The following is a 17,012-nucleotide window of genomic DNA, read 5'->3' as shown; positions in this document are numbered from 1 at the left end:
GAGCGGTTTTGCCTGCATCGAAAGATGTAACGTAAAAGAATCGGTGGAGCGGTAGTTCAGTTGGTTAGAATACCTGCCTGTCACGCAGGGGGTCGCGGGTTCGAGCCCCGTCCGTTCCGCCACTTATTTAAATTATGCCTGCTAATTTTAGCAGGCATAATGTTAAGCGAGATTTAGGGGCGTAGCTCAGTTGGTAGAGCACCGGTCTCCAAAACCGGGTGTCGCGAGTTCGAGTCTCTCCGCCCCTGCCATATTAAAAACCCTTTGCGAAAGCGAAGGGTTTTTTTTGCTTTCTGCTTTTCTATAATCCCCGTTACCCTTCTGAAAGATCGCCTAAAAACCCCTCTGAAATCGTTCCCAATTTAGACATTTTTAGCTGAATCCATGTACAAAATGGTTGTTCTGCCGCGATGTGATGCCGCGCATTATTCCTGCCTGATTTTCAGCTACACCTAATTAGCGCCTGACCCTTTAAGCGCCAACTTCACCAGAAAAATATGCAGCATATACAACAACGGCTACCCCTGTCGGAGGGAGTCACATCCCTGTGCAAAGCGAGGAGAACAACATGGTTAAACGTCTGCTGTTAGCAGCCGCCATTACAGGCGCATTGATCGGTACGGCACAGGCAGCACCGCTGGTCGTCGGTTTTTCTCAGATTGGTTCTGAATCGGGCTGGCGCTCGGCAGAAACCAAGGTATCAAAACAAGAGGCGGAAAAGCGCGGAATTACGCTGAAAATCGCCGATGCGCAGCAAAAACAAGAGAATCAGATCAAAGCGGTAAGATCTTTTATTGCCCAGGGCGTTGACGCTATTTTCATTGCGCCCGTTGTTGCTACTGGCTGGACCCCGGTGCTGCAAGAGGCGAAAGAGGCCAAAATCCCGGTATTCCTGCTCGACAGAATGATTGAGGTGAACGATCCCTCGCTGTATACCGCTGCTGTGGCATCGGACAGTGTTCATGAAGGCAAAGTCGCGGGGGAGTGGCTGGTAAAAGAGGTGGCCGGCAAACCTTGTAACGTGGTGGAACTGCAAGGCACTGTGGGTTCCAGCGTCGCAATCAACCGTAAGAAAGGCTTCGCTGATGGTATCGCCAGTGCCGCCAACGTAAAAATCATCCGTTCGCAATCCGGCGATTTCACCCGCAGCAAGGGTAAAGAGGTGATGGAAAGCTTCATCAAGGCTGAGCAGAACGGTAAAAATATCTGCGCCGTTTATGCGCATAACGACGATATGGCGATAGGTGCCATTCAGGCGATTAAAGAAGCCGGCTTGAAACCGGGTTCACAAATCAAAATTGTCTCTATCGATGGTGTTCCCGATATTTTCAAAGCGATGATCAACGGCGAGGCCAATGCGTCGGTCGAGTTGACGCCAAATATGGCTGGTCCTGCGTTCGACGCGCTGTTGGCGATGAAAAAAGACGGCACGCAACCCGCGAAGTTTATTCAGACCGAATCGAAACTGCTGCAGCCTGATACCGCAAAACAGGAATTTGAGCTGAAGAAAAGCATGGGTTATTAATCCACTCACCGACGGGACAAAAGATGGCCGCATCTCAGACCACGTTATTGGCGATTAAGGGACTATCCGTCGAGTTTCCTGGCGTAAAGGCGCTGGAACAGGTTGATTTCACTCTACAGCGTGGAGAGATCATGGCGCTGCTGGGTGAAAACGGCGCGGGGAAATCCACGCTAATAAAAGCGCTGACCGGCGTTTATCAACGTTCCGCCGGTGAAATTCTGCTGGAGGGCAAAGCCATTGCGCCGCAAAGCACCGCGCAGGCGCAGGCGTTGGGGATTGGTACGGTTTATCAGGAAGTTAACCTGCTGGCGAATATCTCGGTGGCCGCCAATTTGTTTATCGGGCGCGAACCGACTCGTTTCGGCCTGGTCGATCAAAAATCCATGCGGCTAAGAGCCCAGCAACTTTTGCAGGGCTATGGATTGCAGCTGGATGTCAGCCAGCCATTGGGCAATTATTCGATTGCGATCCAGCAGATTGTCGCCATCGCCCGGGCGGTCGATCTTTCAGCCAAAGTCCTGATCCTGGATGAACCCACTGCCAGCCTGGATGCTAAAGAAGTCACCATGCTGCTGGATATTCTCAGTCAGCTGCGATCGCAGGGAATAGGCATGATCTTTGTCACTCATTTCCTCGATCAGGTTTACCGCATCAGCGATCGCATTACCGTGCTGCGCAACGGTAAGTTGGTGGGCACCAAGCCTGCCAACGACTTGCCACGGCTGGAGCTGGTCCAGATGATGCTCGGTCACGCCTTTGACGAGTCTTTGCTCAAGCGGGGCGAGCATGCGCCGACGGATGCGTCTCCGCTGGTCGAATTTAACGGCTACGGGCGTCGCGGCATGGTTGAACCCTTCGATCTGAGAATAAGGCCGGGTGAGATTGTCGGATTGGCCGGTCTGCTCGGTTCGGGGCGCACCGAAACGGCCCAACTGATATTTGGCATCAAATCGCATGATAGCGGCAATGCAAAAGTGGAGGGCCGCGCGGTGAATATTCGTACGCCGCGCAAAGCTGCCAGTCTTGGCTTCGGCTATTGCCCGGAGGATCGTAAAACCGACGGAATTATCGGTGCCGCGACGGTGCGAGAAAATATCATTCTGGCCCTTCAGGCTCAGCATGGCTGGTTAAAACCGCTTTCGCTACGAGAACAAACCCGCATTGCCGATAGTTTTATCCAATTGTTGGGTATTCGCACGCCGGGCCCGGAGCAACAGATCCAATACCTGTCCGGGGGAAATCAGCAGAAAGTGCTGCTGTCGCGTTGGTTGGCAACCAAACCCCGCTTTCTGATCCTGGATGAACCGACGCGCGGGATCGACGTTGGTGCGCATGCTGAAATCATTCGGCTGATTGAAAGGCTATGCGATGAAGGGTTAGCGCTACTGGTGATTTCTTCTGAACTGGAAGAACTGGCGGGATATGCCGACCGCATCGTGGTATTACGCGACAGAAAACATGTTACGCAGCTTGAGCATGCGGCTATTACGGTGCCTGCAATTATGCAGGCGATTGCTGTGCAACAGGGGGCAGGATGAATCACAGGAGCTTCTCCATGACCGGTGGACCACGCAAAGTCAAATGGGTATTCCCTGCCGGGGCGACGCAGTTGGGAGCGCTGGCGGCGATTTTGCTGATCGACAGCCTGGTCGCCCCGAATTTCTTTTCCATTCACATTCAGGATGGCCGTTTGTTTGGCAGCGTGATCGATATCGTTAACCGCGGTGCACCGGTCGCATTGCTTGCCTTGGGCATGACGCTGGTTATCGCCACCGGGGGTATCGATCTTTCCGTAGGGGCGGTGATGGCAATCGCCGGTGCTACGGCGGCAACGCTGACCAGCGCGGGCTATCCACTGGGTTACGTGCTGGCCGCCGCGCTGGCCGTGGGGGCGTTGTGTGGCTTGTGGAACGGATTTCTGGTGGCGGTGTTGCAGATACAACCGATCGTTGCCACGCTGATGCTGATGGTAGCCGGTCGCGGTATTGCACAGTTGATCACCGAAGGGCAAATCGTCACTTTCGAACGCGAAGGTTTGGCACAGTTGGGCAGCGGCGCGCTGATGTATTTGCCGATGCCGGCGATCATTGCCGCCGTGATGCTGTTGTTGATCTGGCTGCTGACGCGCAAAACCGCGCTGGGGCTGTTTATCGAGGCTGTGGGGATTAATTTGCGTTCGGCGCGCAATGCGGGGGTCAGTACGCGCTGGGTGGTCATGGCAGTCTATGTGATCTGCGGGCTGTGCGCCGCGGTAGCCGGGATTATTGTTACGGCGGATATCCGTGGCGCGGATGCCAATAATGCCGGGCTGTGGCTGGAGCTGGATGCGATTTTAGCGGTGGTGATTGGCGGGGGATCCTTGCTGGGAGGGCGTTTTAACCTTCTTTTGTCAGTCATTGGGGCATTAATAATCCAGGGGATGAATACCGGTATTCTGCTGTCTGGCTATCGGCCGGAGTTCAATCTGGTGCTGAAGGCGATAGTGGTACTGGCGGTGCTGATGGTTCAATCGCCGAGCGTGTCGTTGCATCGGCTGTTAAGGAGACGGAAACCATGATCAAACGTAATCTGTCATTGTTGATTACCCTCGTGGTCTTTCTTCTGGGTTATGGGTTTTGTCTCACCCAGTTCCCCAGCTTTGCGTCAACGCGGGTATGGTGCGATTTACTGACTGACAACGCGTTTCTCGGCATAGTGGCGGTAGGGATGACGTTTGTGATCCTTTCCGGTGGTATCGATCTGTCGGTTGGGTCGGTGATCGCCTTCACCGGTGTATTGTTGGCCAAGCTGATCGGCGTTTACGGTATTGCGCCGGGTTATGCGTTTATCATTGCTCTGTTGATGGGGGCGTCGTTTGGCGCTCTGATGGGCTGGATCATTGATGCGCTCAAACTACCGGCATTTATCATCACGCTGGCTGGGATGTTCTTCGTACGGGGCATGAGTTTTATTCTTTCGGAAGAGTCGATACCCATTGATCATCCGCTGTATGCGACGCTGGCCAACTACGCCTGGAAACTGCCGGGTGGCGGCCGATTCACGCTGTTAGCGCTGGTAATGCTGTTGGTGGTGGCGTTCGGTATGGTGCTGGCACACCGCACGCGCTTCGGCCATAACGTCTATGCCATCGGCGGTAACCGGGTGTCTGCGGCATTAATGGGTGTACCAGTGCAGCGTACCACTGTGCTGATTTATATGCTTTCAGGCACGCTGGCGGCGCTGTCAGGGATTATTTTCTCGTTATACACCTCTGCGGGCTATGCACTGGCAGCCAGCGGTGTAGAGCTGGATGCCATTGCCGCCGTGGTGATTGGTGGTACGTTGCTGACCGGCGGTGTCGGTACCGTGCTGGGCACGCTGTTTGGCGTGCTGATCCAGGGGCTGATTCAGAGCTATATCACCTTCGACGGTACGCTTAGCTCCTGGTGGACCAAAATCGTCATCGGTATCCTGTTGTTCTGCTTTATCGGCCTCCAGAAGGCGATGAGCGCGTTTTGGCTCAACAGACGAACCAAACCACGTCATCCGCGGTTGAAGCCGTTATAGCGTCTTAGGCTGCGGTGTTTAAAGGTATCTTCAGCAATTGCCGGATGAGCGGCTGCTGGTCGCTATTTTGCAGCCACACGGCATACAGCGGGCGGATAATCGCCGGGATCTCGGGGGCGGCGACCAACTGCGGATAGTCCTTCTCCCACTGGCTGGGCAAGAAGGCGCAGCCGCCGGTGGTTTCCAGTAACTGGCGGGTCAGGTGCGCCGAGGTGGTGGTCAGTACCGGCAGACTATCACCCTCCAGCATGCGGCTTTCTTGCTGATGAAAGTCTGCTCCCCATTCCAGCTTGATATACGGCATCGGCGCATGCTGATCACGTAGTGTGGAAGAGAATAGCCGCAGCGAGAAATTACCCAGCAACTGGCTGGCCAGCTCATCCATCTTTGGCGGTTCGGTCGTGATGAGCAAATCGAGCTGTCTCTCATGCAGCTGTTTTACCAAAGAATGCCGTAGTGCGACCCTGGCTTCCAGTTGTAGCGCCTCACGTTGTTGATAGAGCGATTGCAACCACGGGGTTAGGTAGGCCTCCCACAAAGATGCGGTGGCGCCGATGGACAACTCGGTATGCTGCAGCGAACGCACCACCTCTTTTTTTGCCAACTGCCAGGTTGTCATCAGGCTCTCAGCATAGGGCAGAAGCCGCTCCCCGGCGGGCGTCAGGCGGATATTGTTACGATGACGGGTGAATAAATTCGCGCCTAATTGGTTTTCTAACTGGCGGATGCGGAAACTGACCGCAGACTGCGTTAAGTACAAGGATTCCGCGGCTCGGCCAAAGTGACGCGTTCTACTGACCTCCAAAAAGGTTTTCAGTAATTCGGTATCCACACCTGTCTCCAGAAATTTTTATCGTTAAGATTTAAATGTTTTGTTTTACACAATGTCAAGCCTATCTAATACTCCGCGCCATAAACAGCACGGCCATGAGAGAATTAGGAGCGTGTCAGATGGCGGATAGCTTCACCACGACCAATCGTTTTTTTGATAATAAACATTATCCTCGCGGGTTCTCCCGTCACGGCGATTTCACCATTAAAGAAGCGCAATTGCTAGAGCGCTTCGGGTATGCGTTCAACGAGCTGGACGCAGGCAAACGTCAGCCGGCCACTGAAGAAGAACAGCTGTTCGTCGCAGTGTGTCACGGTGAGCGCGAGCCGGTAACCGACCAGGAAAAAGTATGGGCTAAATATCTGGCGCGCACACGTCGCCCGAAAAAATTCCATACCCTGTCCGGTGGCAAGCCGCAGGCTGATGCGGTGGAAGATTACACCGAAAGCGACGATTGATAACGATGGGGCCTTCAGGCCCCATTTCTATTCCAGGCTGCGGTGCAGCTGCAACAACAAGCGGTCCATACAGCGGTAGCCAAGCGCTTCGCTCAGGTGGCGCTTATCAATATCCCGATCCCCTGCCAAATCTGCCAGCGTACGTGCCACTTTTAAAATTCGTTGCCAGGCGCGAACCGATAATCCCAACTTGTTTAACGTAGTCTCAAGAAAATCGGCGTCCGCTGCGCTAAGCGTACAATCCCGCTCGACTTCGGGATTACTCAACAGAGCGTTGATTTTTCCTGCCCGACAGAGCTGCCTCTCACGCGCCTGCAATACCCGCTCCCGTACCTGAATGCTGCTTTCTCCGCCGGCGCGCTTTTTACTGAGAACGCCTGGCGGCAGCAACGGCACCTCAATCGATAAATCGAAACGATCGAGAAACGGCCCTGAAAGCCGCCCGAGATAGCGCAGAACCTGCTGCGGCGACGCGCGGTTATGCATGCCCTGGTAGTGTCCTGTCGGGCTGGGATTCATTGCTGCGATCAACTGCACCCTGGCCGGAAAGCAGACCTTGGCGCTGGCGCGTGAAATGACGATCTCGCCAGACTCCAGCGGTTCACGCAGGGCATCCAGCACGCGCCGTTCGAATTCCGGCAACTCGTCCAGAAACAGTACGCCGTTGTGCGCCATGGAGATTTCCCCCGGCCGCGGCAGCGAGCCACCGCCGACCAGCGCGACCATTGAGGCGCTGTGATGCGGTGCGCGAAATGGCCGTTGGCGCCATGGCAGTGTTTCAGCAGGGTGGTGCAACAGGCTGGCTACGGCCACGCTTTCCAGGGCCTCCCGGTCGGTCAGCGGCGGCAGCAGGCCATTGAGACGACTGGCCAACATGGTTTTTCCGGTGCCCGGCGGGCCGACCAACAGCAGGTTATGCCCCCCCGCGGCGGCAATCTCCAACGCCCGTTTGGCCTGCTCCTGGCCCAGAATATCCTGCAGATCGGCGGGGTCCTGCCGGGTTTCGGCGGCTGGGGTGCTGGCCGTCGGTAAAACACCTTTGCCCAACAGGAAGGCGCACACTTCAAGCAGGTGCTCCGCCACCCGGGTTTCACTCTGTGCAATCAGGCCGACTTCCTTACCATTGGCCGCCGCGAGAATCAGTTGTCTTCCGGCATCCATAGCCGCCAGCGCGGCGGGTATCGCGCCGCTTACCCCTCGCAGAGCACCGGAGAGCGCCAGCTCTCCTAAGAACTCGTAGCGCGCCAGCTGATCGGCCGGCAGTTGTTCGGAGGCGGCGAGGATCGCCAGGGCAATCGGCAGATCGTAACGGCCGCCCTCCTTGGGAAGATCGGCCGGCGCCAAATTAACGGTGATGCGTCGGGCGGGAAAGGTGAAACCGTTGTTGATCAACGCGCTACGTACCCGATCGCGAGCTTCTTTCACTGTAGTTTCCGGCAGACCGACCATGGTCAGACCGGGCAACCCGTTGCTGATATGCACTTCTACCGTCACCGAAGGGGCCTGAACGCCCATCGTTGCCCGGGTATAGATAACCGCCAGCGACATATTGCTCTCCTTGCTGAAGGCAACATGATGCGGGATTAGGGCCGCCGAGGCGCGGCAGCGTTAAGGGTTCTGCGCGCCAAGCCGCAATGTAGATATTTTATTTCAAAGGGATAGCGATATTTTGCGAAGTACATCGCAAGGAGGGAGGTAATACCCCTTAACAATTACGCGAATGCTGCAACAAATTAGCAAGCTAACCTTGTTGCGGCCGGAGGGTGAACGGGTGTATTTAACAATTGATTAAAATAAAAATCACTTCGTTAACAAACTCCGACCGCCGACGCGTTCCGCCACGGCAGCCGCTAAACCTCATGACTTCGTACTCTAGGGTAGGGATAACACTATGTTTGGTTGGACCCCGCAACAACGCAATGCGGCTATCGCCAGCTTTTCAAGCTGGACGCTCGATGCGTTCGATTTCTTCGTGCTGGTGTTTTTGCTCAGCGATATCGCGCAGTCTTTCCATGTCGGCATGGAGGAGGTGACGCTGGCGATCCTGTTGACGTTGGCAGTTCGCCCAATCGGTGCGCTGATCTTTGGCCGCGCGGCGGAAAAATACGGCCGCAAACCGATTTTGATGCTGAATATCGTCTTCTTCTCGGTGTTTGAGTTGCTGTCTGCTGCGGCACCGTCGCTGACGGTATTTTTGCTGTTACGGGTATTGTACGGCGTGGCGATGGGCGGGATCTGGGGCGTGGCGTCATCGCTGGCGATGGAAACCATCCCAGACCGTTCACGCGGTCTGATGTCGGGGATCTTCCAGGCTGGTTATCCGTTCGGGTATCTGTTGGCGGCGGTGGCGTACGGCCTGCTGTTTGAGGTGGTGGGTTGGCGTGGCATGTTTGTGATCGGCGCAGCGCCGATTTTACTGCTGCCGTTTATTTATTATTGCGTACAGGAATCGCCGGTGTGGCTGGCGGCTCGTGAACGCAAGGAAAGCAGCGCGTTGCTGCCGGTGCTGAAGAGCCATTGGAAACTGTGCGGCTATCTGGTGTTGCTGATGGCGGCATTCAATTTCTTCTCGCACGGCACCCAGGATATGTATCCGGTGTTCCTGAAAGTTCAGCACGGTTTCGATGCTAAAACCGTCAGTATCATCGCTATTAGCTACAATATCGCATCAATTATCGGCGGGGTTTTCTTCGGCGCGCTATCGGAAAGAATTGGCCGCAGGAAAGCGATAATCATCGCTGCGCTGCTCGCCTTGCCCGTGATCCCGCTGTGGGCGTTTTCCAGCGGTTCGCTGATGCTGGGAATTGGCGCGTTCTTGATGCAATTCATGGTGCAGGGTGCCTGGGGCGTGGTGCCTACTTATCTCACCGAACTGGTACCGGCCAATACCCGTGCGGTGCTGCCGGGATTCGTTTATCAGTTGGGTAATCTGATCGCATCGGTGAACGCAACGCTGCAAGCGACGATTGCCGCCCACCACGGCCATAACTACGGGCTGGCGATGGCGATGATTGCCGGGACGGTGGCGATAGTGATCGCACTGCTGGTGTTCTTCGGCAAGGATACGCGCGGCAAGACAATCTCTGGCGAGGCGCACACCCCAAGCCTGCACGCTAACGTTTGAAATCGCGATAGTTTGCGCGAGGTATGACCAGATTGCGTCGAATAATAACGCAAAAAAAGTGTTGTCATGCCGAGCGTGACTATGGTACCTCTGTAGGCATTAGTTCGAAACGAGCACAGTGAACAAACCTATTATGAAAGCCTTTGCCCAAGTGATTAGCCTAGTCGTGATTAGCGTGGTGGTGATTATTATCCCACCGTGCGGGGCTGCACTTGGACGAAGAAAGGCTTAGAAAACAAGCCGGAATCGCAAGAGAACCCCCGCACCGTAAGGTCCGGGGGTTTTTTATTGGCATAAGAAAAGTGGATTAAGGATAAGAGAATGAATAACAGAACAAAATCCTGCGGTTGTCGAAGTAAGGCGAGGAAATAACCATGAATGGGGCTCAGTGGGTAGTACAAGCGTTGCGTGCGCAGGGAGTTGATACGGTATTCGGCTATCCGGGTGGCGCAATCATGCCGGTTTACGATGCATTGTATGACGGCGGGGTGGAACACCTGCTGTGCCGCCACGAGCAAGGTGCCGCAATGGCCGCCATCGGCTATGCCCGTTCAACCGGTAAAGTCGGCGTTTGTATCGCTACCTCCGGCCCTGGCGCCACCAATCTGATCACCGGCCTGGCTGATGCGCTGCTGGACTCTGTGCCGGTCGTGGCTATCACCGGTCAGGTAGGTTCTGCGCTGATCGGCACAGATGCCTTTCAGGAGATCGATGTTCTCGGCCTGTCTCTGGCCTGCACCAAACACAGCTTCCTGGTGGAATCACTGGACGCGTTGCCGGGCATCATGGCGGAAGCCTTCGCCATCGCCGGCAGTGGTCGCCCAGGCCCAGTGCTGATCGATATCCCGAAAGACATCCAGCTGGCGCAGGGTGACCTGCACCCGCACCTGATGCCGGTAGTGGAAGAACTGAACTACCCGGCAGCAGAGCTGATGCAAGCCGCTGAATTGCTGGCGCAGGCGCATAAACCGATGCTGTACGTTGGCGGCGGCGTTGGCATGGCACAGGCAGTGCCGGCACTGCGCGAGTTTGTCGCCCTGACCCAGATGCCGAGCGTTGCCACGTTGAAAGGGCTGGGCGCGCCAGACGCGGAACACGCCTATTATCTCGGTATGCTGGGCATGCACGGTACCAAGGCCGCCAACCTGGCGGTGCAGGAGTGCGATTTGCTGATCGCCGTCGGCGCGCGTTTTGACGATCGCGTGACCGGCAAACTGAACGCGTTCGCGCCGCATGCCAAGGTGATCCATATGGATATCGACCCGGCGGAGATGAGCAAGCTGCGTCAGGCACACGTGGCATTGCAGGGCGATTTGAAAGCCTTGCTGCCGGCTTTGCAACAGCCGTTGAATATCAGCGCCTGGCAGCGGCGGGTCGCTGAGCTGAAAGAAACCCATACCTGGCGTTACGATCACCCAGGCCAACCGATCTACGCGCCGTTGCTGTTGAAACAGTTGTCCGAACGCAAACCGGCCAATACGGTGGTCACCACCGACGTGGGCCAACACCAGATGTGGACCGCGCAGCACATGACCTTTGAACGCCCGGAAAACTTCATCACCTCCAGCGGTCTGGGCACCATGGGATTCGGCGTGCCGGCCGCGGTGGGGGCCCAAATGGCGCGGCCGCAGGATACGGTGATCTGCGTATCGGGCGACGGTTCCTTCATGATGAACGTGCAGGAGCTGGGCACCATAAAACGAAAACAGCTGCCGCTGAAAATCGTTTTACTGGATAACCAGCGTTTAGGCATGGTTCGACAGTGGCAGCAGCTGTTTTTTGATGGTCGTTACAGCGAAACCAACCTGTCCGACAACCCCGATTTCCTGATGTTGGCCACTGCCTTCGGTATTCCCGGCCAGCGCATTACCCGTAAAGACCAGGTGGCAGACGCCCTCGACGCCTTACTCAACAGCGAAGGGCCTTACCTGCTGCATGTGTCCATTGATGAGCTCGAAAACGTCTGGCCGCTGGTGCCGCCGGGCGCCGGCAACGAAACCATGTTGGAGAAAATGTCATGATGCAGCACCAACTCTCGATCCAGGCCCGTTTCCGTCCTGAAATGTTAGAGCGCGTATTGCGCGTCGTGCGTCATCGCGGCTTTCAGGTTTGTGCTATGAATATGGTTTCAGCGGTGAATGCCGACAATATTAATATTGAATTGACCGTTGCCAGCCAGCGCCCGGTGGATCTACTGTCATCACAGTTAAGCAAACTGATGGACGTCTCCTGCGTTGAGATCCAGCAACCAACATCACAACAAATACGCGCCTGAGGCGCGAGAAGGATAAAGAACAATGACGAAGAAAGCCGATTACATTTGGTTCAATGGTGAGATGGTTCCTTGGGCTGACGCCAAGGTGCACGTGATGTCGCATGCGTTGCACTACGGCACTTCGGTGTTTGAAGGAGTCCGTTGCTACGACTCCCATAAAGGCCCGGTGGTATTCCGCCATCGCGAACATATGCAGCGTCTGCACGACTCGGCAAAAATTTATCGCATGCCGGTATCGCACAGCGTCGATGAGCTGATGGAGGCCTGCCGCGCCACGCTGCGTAAAAACAATTTGGTCAGCGCTTATATTCGTCCGCTGGTGTTTGTTGGCGACGTCGGCATGGGAGTTAACCCACCGGCCGGTTACAAAACCGACGTGATTATCGCGGCGTTTCCTTGGGGCGCGTATCTGGGTGAAGAAGCGCTGGACCAAGGTATCGATGCGATGGTTTCTTCCTGGCAGCGCGTGGCGCCAAATACCATTCCAACGGCGGCCAAAGCCGGCGGTAACTACCTTTCCTCCCTGCTGGTGGGCAGCGAAGCGCGCCGCCACGGTTATCAGGAAGGGATTGCGCTTGACGTGCACGGTTATATTTCCGAAGGCGCGGGCGAGAACCTGTTCGAAGTGAAAGACGGCGTGTTGTTTACCCCGCCGTTCACCTCTTCCGCACTGCCGGGCATCACCCGTGACGCCATTATCAAACTGGCGAAAGACATGGGCTTTGAAGTGCGTGAGCAGGTGTTGTCGCGCGAGTCGCTGTACCTGGCCGACGAAGTGTTCATGTCCGGCACCGCTGCGGAAATCACCCCGGTGCGCAGCGTTGACGGCATCCAGGTCGGTATCGGCAAGTGCGGCCCGATAACCAAACAAATTCAGCAGGCGTTCTTTGGCCTGTTTACCGGCAAGACCGAAGACAAGTACGGCTGGTTGGACCCGGTAAACCAATAACAACTCTACCCGTCGTCTTTCAAACCGCAGCGTTGTTGGCTACAGCTTGAAATCCATAGGGTAAAACGACAGACAGACAAGAATAACTACCCAGGCGGTTCGTTCGCCGCCTGTAATGAATACATTTGGAGTGAAGAGCATGCCTAAGTACCGTTCCGCCACCACCACCCACGGCCGCAATATGGCGGGTGCCCGCGCATTATGGCGCGCGACCGGGATGACCGACGACGATTTCGGCAAGCCGATTATTGCGGTGGTCAACTCATTTACCCAGTTCGTGCCGGGCCATGTGCACTTGCGCGATTTGGGCAAACTGGTTGCAGAGCAGATCGAAGCCTCCGGCGGCGTCGCCAAAGAATTCAATACCATTGCGGTGGATGACGGTATCGCCATGGGCCACGGCGGCATGCTCTATTCTCTGCCGTCGCGCGAACTGATCGCCGACTCGGTTGAATACATGGTGAATGCCCACTGTGCCGATGCGATGGTGTGTATCTCCAACTGCGACAAAATCACCCCAGGGATGCTGATGGCGTCACTGCGCCTCAATATTCCGGTGATTTTCGTTTCGGGCGGCCCAATGGAAGCCGGCAAGACCAAGCTGTCCGACAAGATAATCAAGCTGGACCTGATCGATGCGATGATCCAGGGTGCCAACCCGAATGTCAGCGACGCCGACAGCGCGCAAATCGAACGCTCCGCCTGCCCGACCTGCGGTTCTTGTTCCGGCATGTTCACCGCCAACTCGATGAACTGCCTGACCGAAGCGTTGGGCCTGTCCCAACCGGGCAATGGCTCGCTGTTGGCGACCCACGCGGACCGTAAGGATCTGTTCCTCAACGCCGGCAAGCGCATCGTTGCTCTGACCAAACGTTACTATGAGCAGGACGACGAAAGCGCGCTGCCGCGCAGCATCGCCAACAAGGCGGCATTCGAGAACGCCATGACGCTGGATATCGCCATGGGCGGCTCGACCAATACCGTACTTCACCTGTTGGCTGCGGCGCAGGAAGGTGAGATTGATTTCACCATGGCGGACATCGATCGTCTGTCGCGCAAGGTCCCGCATCTGTGCAAAGTGGCACCAAGCACCCAGAAATACCATATGGAAGACGTGCACCGCGCCGGCGGCGTACTGGCGATCCTCGGCGAATTGGACCGCGCGGGGCTGATGAATCGCGATGTCGATAACATCCTGGGCCTGAAGCTGCCGGAAACGCTGGAACAGTACGACATCATGCTGACCAAAGATGAGGCCGTGAAGAAAATGTTCCGCGCCGGCCCTGCGGGCATCCGCACCACTCAGGCGTTCTCGCAGGATTGCCGCTGGGATACGCTTGACGACGATCGCGCAGAGGGCTGTATCCGCTCGTTGGAAAACGCGTTCAGCCTGGAAGGTGGTTTGGCCGTGCTGTACGGCAATATGGCACTCGACGGCAGCATCGTTAAAACTGCCGGCGTCGACAACGATAACCTGACCTTCCGTGGCCCGGCGAAAGTCTACGAAAGCCAGGATACGGCGGTGGAGGCGATCCTCGGCGGTAAAGTGGTTGCCGGCGACGTGGTGGTCATCCGCTACGAAGGGCCAAAAGGCGGGCCGGGCATGCAGGAAATGCTGTATCCGACGACCTACCTGAAATCCATGGGGCTGGGCAAAGCCTGTGCGCTGATCACCGATGGGCGTTTCTCCGGCGGCACCTCAGGCCTGTCTATCGGCCACGTTTCTCCGGAAGCGGGCAGCGGTGGCCTGATTGCCCTGATTGAAGATGGCGACATGATCGACATCGACATTCCAAAACGCAGCATGGTGCTGGACGTTACAGACAGCGAACTGGCGGCACGCCGCGAGGTTGAGCTGGCGCGCGGCGATCGCGCCTGGACACCGAAGAATCGCGAGCGTCAGGTTTCCTACGCCCTGCGCGCCTACGCCACCCTGGCGACCAGCGCCGACAAAGGCGCAGTGCGCGACAAGAGCAAGCTGGGAGGCTAAGCATCATGGCGGTATCACAACCCCTATCCGACGCCCCCGGCGGCGCGGAGTATTTGCGAGCGGTGCTCCGCTCGCCGGTTTACGAGGTGGCTCAGGTCACCCCGTTGCAGACCATGAGCAAAATCTCTTCGCGACTGGGTAATACCATTCTGGTGAAGCGTGAAGATCGTCAGCCGGTGCACAGTTTCAAGCTGCGCGGGGCCTATGCGATGATCGCCAGCCTGAACGAAGAACAAAAGGCGCGCGGCGTGGTGACGGCTTCCGCCGGTAACCATGCGCAGGGCGTTGCCTACTCCGGTAAACGGCTGGGGATCAAAACGCTGATCGTGATGCCGGTTTCCACCGCGGACATCAAAGTGGATGCGGTGCGCGGTTTCGGTGGCGAAGTGCTGTTGCATGGCGCCAACTTTGATGAAGCCAAGGCACGGGCGATTGAGCTGTCGCAGAAACAGGGCATGACCTTCGTACCGCCGTTCGATCATCCAACGGTGATTGCCGGGCAGGGCACGTTGGCGATGGAATTGCTGCAGCAGGACGCGCATCTTGACCGGGTGTTCGTGCCGGTTGGCGGCGGCGGTCTGGCGGCCGGCGTGGCGGTGTTGATCAAGCAACTGATGCCGCAAATCAAAGTGATCGGCGTGGAGGCGGAGGATTCCGCCTGCCTGCGGGCGGCGCTGGATGCCGGACATCCGGTGGATCTGGCGCGCGTCGGGCTGTTTGCCGAAGGCGTGGCGGTGAAACGCATCGGTGACGAAACCTTCCGCCTGTGCCGGGAATACCTGGACGACGTGATCACCGTCGACAGCGACGCTATCTGCGCGGCGGTCAAAGATTTGTTCGAAGACGTGCGCGCCATTGCCGAGCCCTCCGGCGCGCTGGCGCTGGCCGGGCTGAAAAAGTATGTGCAGCAGCACAATATTCAGGGCGAGCGCCTGGCGCACGTTTTGTCCGGTGCCAACCTGAACTTCCATGGATTGCGTTACGTGTCCGAACGCTGCGAATTGGGCGAACAGCGTGAAGCGCTGCTGGCGGTGACCATTCCAGAGCAGAAGGGCAGCTTCCTGAAGTTCTGCCAACTGCTGGGCGGCCGCTCGGTGACCGAGTTCAACTACCGCTATGCCGATGCGGATAATGCCTGCATTTTCGTCGGTGTTCGCCTGACGCGCGGTCATGCTGAACGGCTGGAAATCATCGACGAACTGAACGCCGACGGTTATCAGGTGGTGGATCTGTCCGATGACGAAATGGCCAAGCTGCACGTGCGCTACATGGTGGGCGGGCGCCCTTCGAAGCCGCTGCGCGAACGTCTGTACAGCTTTGAATTCCCGGAGTCGCCGGGTGCGCTGCTGAAGTTCCTGCAGACCTTGGGTACCCATTGGAATATTTCGCTGTTCCATTATCGCAGCCACGGCACCGATTTTGGCCGCGTGCTGGCGGGCTTCGAGCTGTCGCAGACCGAACCCGAGTTTGAGCAACACTTGCAGGCGTTGGGCTACGATTGCCACGATGAAACCGATAACCCGGCGTTCCGTTTTTTCTTGCAGGGCTAAGGGAATCGACAAGGACGGCGTATGACAGACAGTTTTACCGGTTTCAGCCAACAGGGGCTGAATTTTCTCCAACAGGTGCGGCTCGAGAACGACAAAGACTGGTTTGAAGCCAATCGCAACGTTTACGAGCGGGAGCTGCTGACGCCGTTCCGTACGCTGGTGGCCGAGCTTGGCCCGGCCATGCTGGCGATCGATCCGCAGTTTGAAACCCGGCCGGCGATCGGTAAAACGTTGTCGCGTATCCATCGCGACACGCGTTTTTCTCACGACAAATCGCGTTATCGAAGCCGCATGTGGCTGACGTTCAAACGACCAAGCAAAGACTGGAAGGACGCACCGGTGTATTTCTTCGAACTGGGTCCGGATATGCTGCGCTATGGGCTGGGTTATTACAGCGCCAACAAGCCGACGATGGATCTGTTCCGCCATACGCTGCTGCGCCGGCCGCAGCCGTTTTTAGAGGTAGCGGCCTGTTGCCGGCCGCCGTTCGAGCTGGTGGGGGAAAGCTACAAGCGCCCGCTGGTGAAAGAACAGGCGGCGGAAATTGCCACCTGGTACAACCGCAAATCTTTCGCGGTGATGGCCAGCGACAGCCAGGTAGAAAAGCTGTTCAGCGCCGGCCTGGTTCAGACGCTGACGCAGGGTTTCCAACAGCTTGAGCCGCTGTATCACTGGCTGATGCAGGTGGAGACGATGAAGCAAATCGATCCGGCCGATCTCTAAATACTCGTCGTCTTTCAAGCTGCAGCGTTGTTGGCTGCGC

At 56.7% G+C, this 17,012-nt stretch carries 15 protein-coding genes and 2 tRNA genes; 15 read left to right on the top strand and 2 right to left on the bottom strand.

The features are described from left to right. Positions 1–45: 45 nt before the first annotated feature. From QZQ97_RS21820 to yjfF, 6 genes are all read left to right on the top strand, one after another. A tRNA-Asp gene (locus QZQ97_RS21820) sits at positions 46–122 on the top strand. A 53-nt stretch (positions 123–175) separates the two neighbouring features. Then, positions 176–251, top strand: a tRNA-Trp gene (locus QZQ97_RS21815). A gap of 317 nt (positions 252–568) precedes the next feature. Then, positions 569–1,525, top strand: coding sequence for a galactofuranose ABC transporter, galactofuranose-binding protein YtfQ (ytfQ, locus tag QZQ97_RS21810; RefSeq protein ID WP_126485993.1), 957 nt, complete (start codon positions 569–571; stop codon positions 1,523–1,525). 23 nt (positions 1,526–1,548) lie between these two features. Continuing rightward, complete coding sequence (gene ytfR, locus QZQ97_RS21805; protein WP_311995139.1) at positions 1,549–3,063, top strand: galactofuranose ABC transporter, ATP-binding protein YtfR; 1,515 nt, start codon at positions 1,549–1,551, stop codon at positions 3,061–3,063. Continuing rightward, positions 3,060–4,082 carry a galactofuranose ABC transporter, ATP-binding protein YtfT gene (gene ytfT, locus QZQ97_RS21800; protein WP_311995138.1) on the top strand — a complete coding sequence of 341 codons (1,023 nt, stop codon included), beginning with the start codon at positions 3,060–3,062 and terminating at the stop codon, positions 4,080–4,082. Before ytfR ends, ytfT begins: the two co-directional genes overlap by 4 nt. Next, the gene (gene yjfF, locus QZQ97_RS21795) at positions 4,079–5,071 is read left to right on the top strand and encodes a galactofuranose ABC transporter, permease protein YjfF (RefSeq protein WP_311995137.1); all 993 of its coding nucleotides are present in this window, start codon (positions 4,079–4,081) and stop codon (positions 5,069–5,071) included. Before ytfT ends, yjfF begins: the two co-directional genes overlap by 4 nt. 4 nt (positions 5,072–5,075) lie before the next feature. Here yjfF and hdfR read toward each other — a convergent pair whose 3' ends face one another. After that, complete coding sequence (gene hdfR, locus QZQ97_RS21790) at positions 5,076–5,903, bottom strand: HTH-type transcriptional regulator HdfR (protein ID WP_311995136.1); 828 nt, start codon at positions 5,901–5,903, stop codon at positions 5,076–5,078. Between the two features lie 119 nt (positions 5,904–6,022). Here hdfR and QZQ97_RS21785 point away from each other — a divergent pair, with 119 nt between their 5' ends. Continuing rightward, positions 6,023–6,361 carry a DUF413 domain-containing protein gene (locus QZQ97_RS21785; protein ID WP_065506784.1) on the top strand — a complete coding sequence of 113 codons (339 nt, stop codon included), beginning with the start codon at positions 6,023–6,025 and terminating at the stop codon, positions 6,359–6,361. Positions 6,362–6,388: 27 nt separating this feature from the next. On the opposite strand, the gene QZQ97_RS21780 is transcribed toward QZQ97_RS21785, so the two are convergent. Then, positions 6,389–7,909 (bottom strand): YifB family Mg chelatase-like AAA ATPase, encoded by a 1,521-nt coding sequence (locus tag QZQ97_RS21780; protein WP_311995135.1) that lies wholly within the window; start codon positions 7,907–7,909, stop codon positions 6,389–6,391. Positions 7,910–8,252: 343 nt separating this feature from the next. Between QZQ97_RS21780 and QZQ97_RS21775 the strand changes: the two genes are divergently transcribed. From QZQ97_RS21775 to QZQ97_RS21740, 8 genes are all read left to right on the top strand, one after another. Further along, complete coding sequence (locus QZQ97_RS21775) at positions 8,253–9,485, top strand: MFS transporter (RefSeq protein WP_311995134.1); 1,233 nt, start codon at positions 8,253–8,255, stop codon at positions 9,483–9,485. A 133-nt stretch (positions 9,486–9,618) separates the two neighbouring features. Next, positions 9,619–9,717 (top strand): ilv operon leader peptide, encoded by a 99-nt coding sequence (ilvL, locus tag QZQ97_RS21770; protein ID WP_013814970.1) that lies wholly within the window; start codon positions 9,619–9,621, stop codon positions 9,715–9,717. 142 nt (positions 9,718–9,859) lie between these two features. Beyond that, entirely contained in the window at positions 9,860–11,506 is a 1,647-nt protein-coding gene (gene ilvG / locus QZQ97_RS21765) for an acetolactate synthase 2 catalytic subunit (protein WP_311995133.1), read from the top strand. Next, positions 11,503–11,760 carry an acetolactate synthase 2 small subunit gene (gene ilvM, locus QZQ97_RS21760; protein WP_065506780.1) on the top strand — a complete coding sequence of 86 codons (258 nt, stop codon included), beginning with the start codon at positions 11,503–11,505 and terminating at the stop codon, positions 11,758–11,760. The genes ilvG and ilvM overlap by 4 nt, the downstream gene beginning before the upstream one ends. A gap of 22 nt (positions 11,761–11,782) precedes the next feature. Beyond that, the gene (locus tag QZQ97_RS21755) at positions 11,783–12,709 is read left to right on the top strand and encodes a branched-chain-amino-acid transaminase (protein ID WP_311995132.1); all 927 of its coding nucleotides are present in this window, start codon (positions 11,783–11,785) and stop codon (positions 12,707–12,709) included. A gap of 139 nt (positions 12,710–12,848) precedes the next feature. Then, positions 12,849–14,699 carry a dihydroxy-acid dehydratase gene (gene ilvD / locus QZQ97_RS21750; RefSeq protein ID WP_311995131.1) on the top strand — a complete coding sequence of 617 codons (1,851 nt, stop codon included), beginning with the start codon at positions 12,849–12,851 and terminating at the stop codon, positions 14,697–14,699. Positions 14,700–14,704: 5 nt separating this feature from the next. Continuing rightward, positions 14,705–16,249, top strand: coding sequence for a threonine ammonia-lyase, biosynthetic (gene ilvA / locus QZQ97_RS21745; protein WP_311995130.1), 1,545 nt, complete (start codon positions 14,705–14,707; stop codon positions 16,247–16,249). A gap of 21 nt (positions 16,250–16,270) precedes the next feature. Beyond that, positions 16,271–16,972 carry a DUF2461 domain-containing protein gene (locus tag QZQ97_RS21740; RefSeq protein WP_311995129.1) on the top strand — a complete coding sequence of 234 codons (702 nt, stop codon included), beginning with the start codon at positions 16,271–16,273 and terminating at the stop codon, positions 16,970–16,972. The last annotated feature ends 40 nt before the right edge of the window (positions 16,973–17,012 follow it).

It is taken from the genome of Serratia sp. root2 (assembly GCF_031931805.1).
Taxonomy (GTDB): domain Bacteria; phylum Pseudomonadota; class Gammaproteobacteria; order Enterobacterales; family Enterobacteriaceae; genus Serratia; species Serratia inhibens.
This window is presented reverse-complemented; position numbering and strand designations above follow the sequence as displayed.

Bases quoted from the DNA above. Each gene is read 5' to 3' on its own strand.
- QZQ97_RS21780 (WP_311995135.1), bottom strand. From the start codon at position 7,909: ATGTCGCTGGCGGTTATCTATACCCGGGCAACGATGGGCGTTCAGGCC.
- QZQ97_RS21740 (WP_311995129.1), top strand. From the start codon at position 16,271: ATGACAGACAGTTTTACCGGTTTCAGCCAACAGGGGCTGAATTTTCTC.
- ilvM (WP_065506780.1), top strand. From the start codon at position 11,503: ATGATGCAGCACCAACTCTCGATCCAGGCCCGTTTCCGTCCTGAAATG.
- ilvD (WP_311995131.1), top strand. From the start codon at position 12,849: ATGCCTAAGTACCGTTCCGCCACCACCACCCACGGCCGCAATATGGCG.
- ilvG (WP_311995133.1), top strand. From the start codon at position 9,860: ATGAATGGGGCTCAGTGGGTAGTACAAGCGTTGCGTGCGCAGGGAGTT.
- yjfF (WP_311995137.1), top strand. From the start codon at position 4,079: ATGATCAAACGTAATCTGTCATTGTTGATTACCCTCGTGGTCTTTCTT.
- QZQ97_RS21755 (WP_311995132.1), top strand. From the start codon at position 11,783: ATGACGAAGAAAGCCGATTACATTTGGTTCAATGGTGAGATGGTTCCT.
- ilvA (WP_311995130.1), top strand. From the start codon at position 14,705: ATGGCGGTATCACAACCCCTATCCGACGCCCCCGGCGGCGCGGAGTAT.
- ytfT (WP_311995138.1), top strand. From the start codon at position 3,060: ATGAATCACAGGAGCTTCTCCATGACCGGTGGACCACGCAAAGTCAAA.
- ilvL (WP_013814970.1), top strand. From the start codon at position 9,619: ATGAAAGCCTTTGCCCAAGTGATTAGCCTAGTCGTGATTAGCGTGGTG.
- ytfQ (WP_126485993.1), top strand. From the start codon at position 569: ATGGTTAAACGTCTGCTGTTAGCAGCCGCCATTACAGGCGCATTGATC.
- QZQ97_RS21785 (WP_065506784.1), top strand. From the start codon at position 6,023: ATGGCGGATAGCTTCACCACGACCAATCGTTTTTTTGATAATAAACAT.
- ytfR (WP_311995139.1), top strand. From the start codon at position 1,549: ATGGCCGCATCTCAGACCACGTTATTGGCGATTAAGGGACTATCCGTC.
- QZQ97_RS21775 (WP_311995134.1), top strand. From the start codon at position 8,253: ATGTTTGGTTGGACCCCGCAACAACGCAATGCGGCTATCGCCAGCTTT.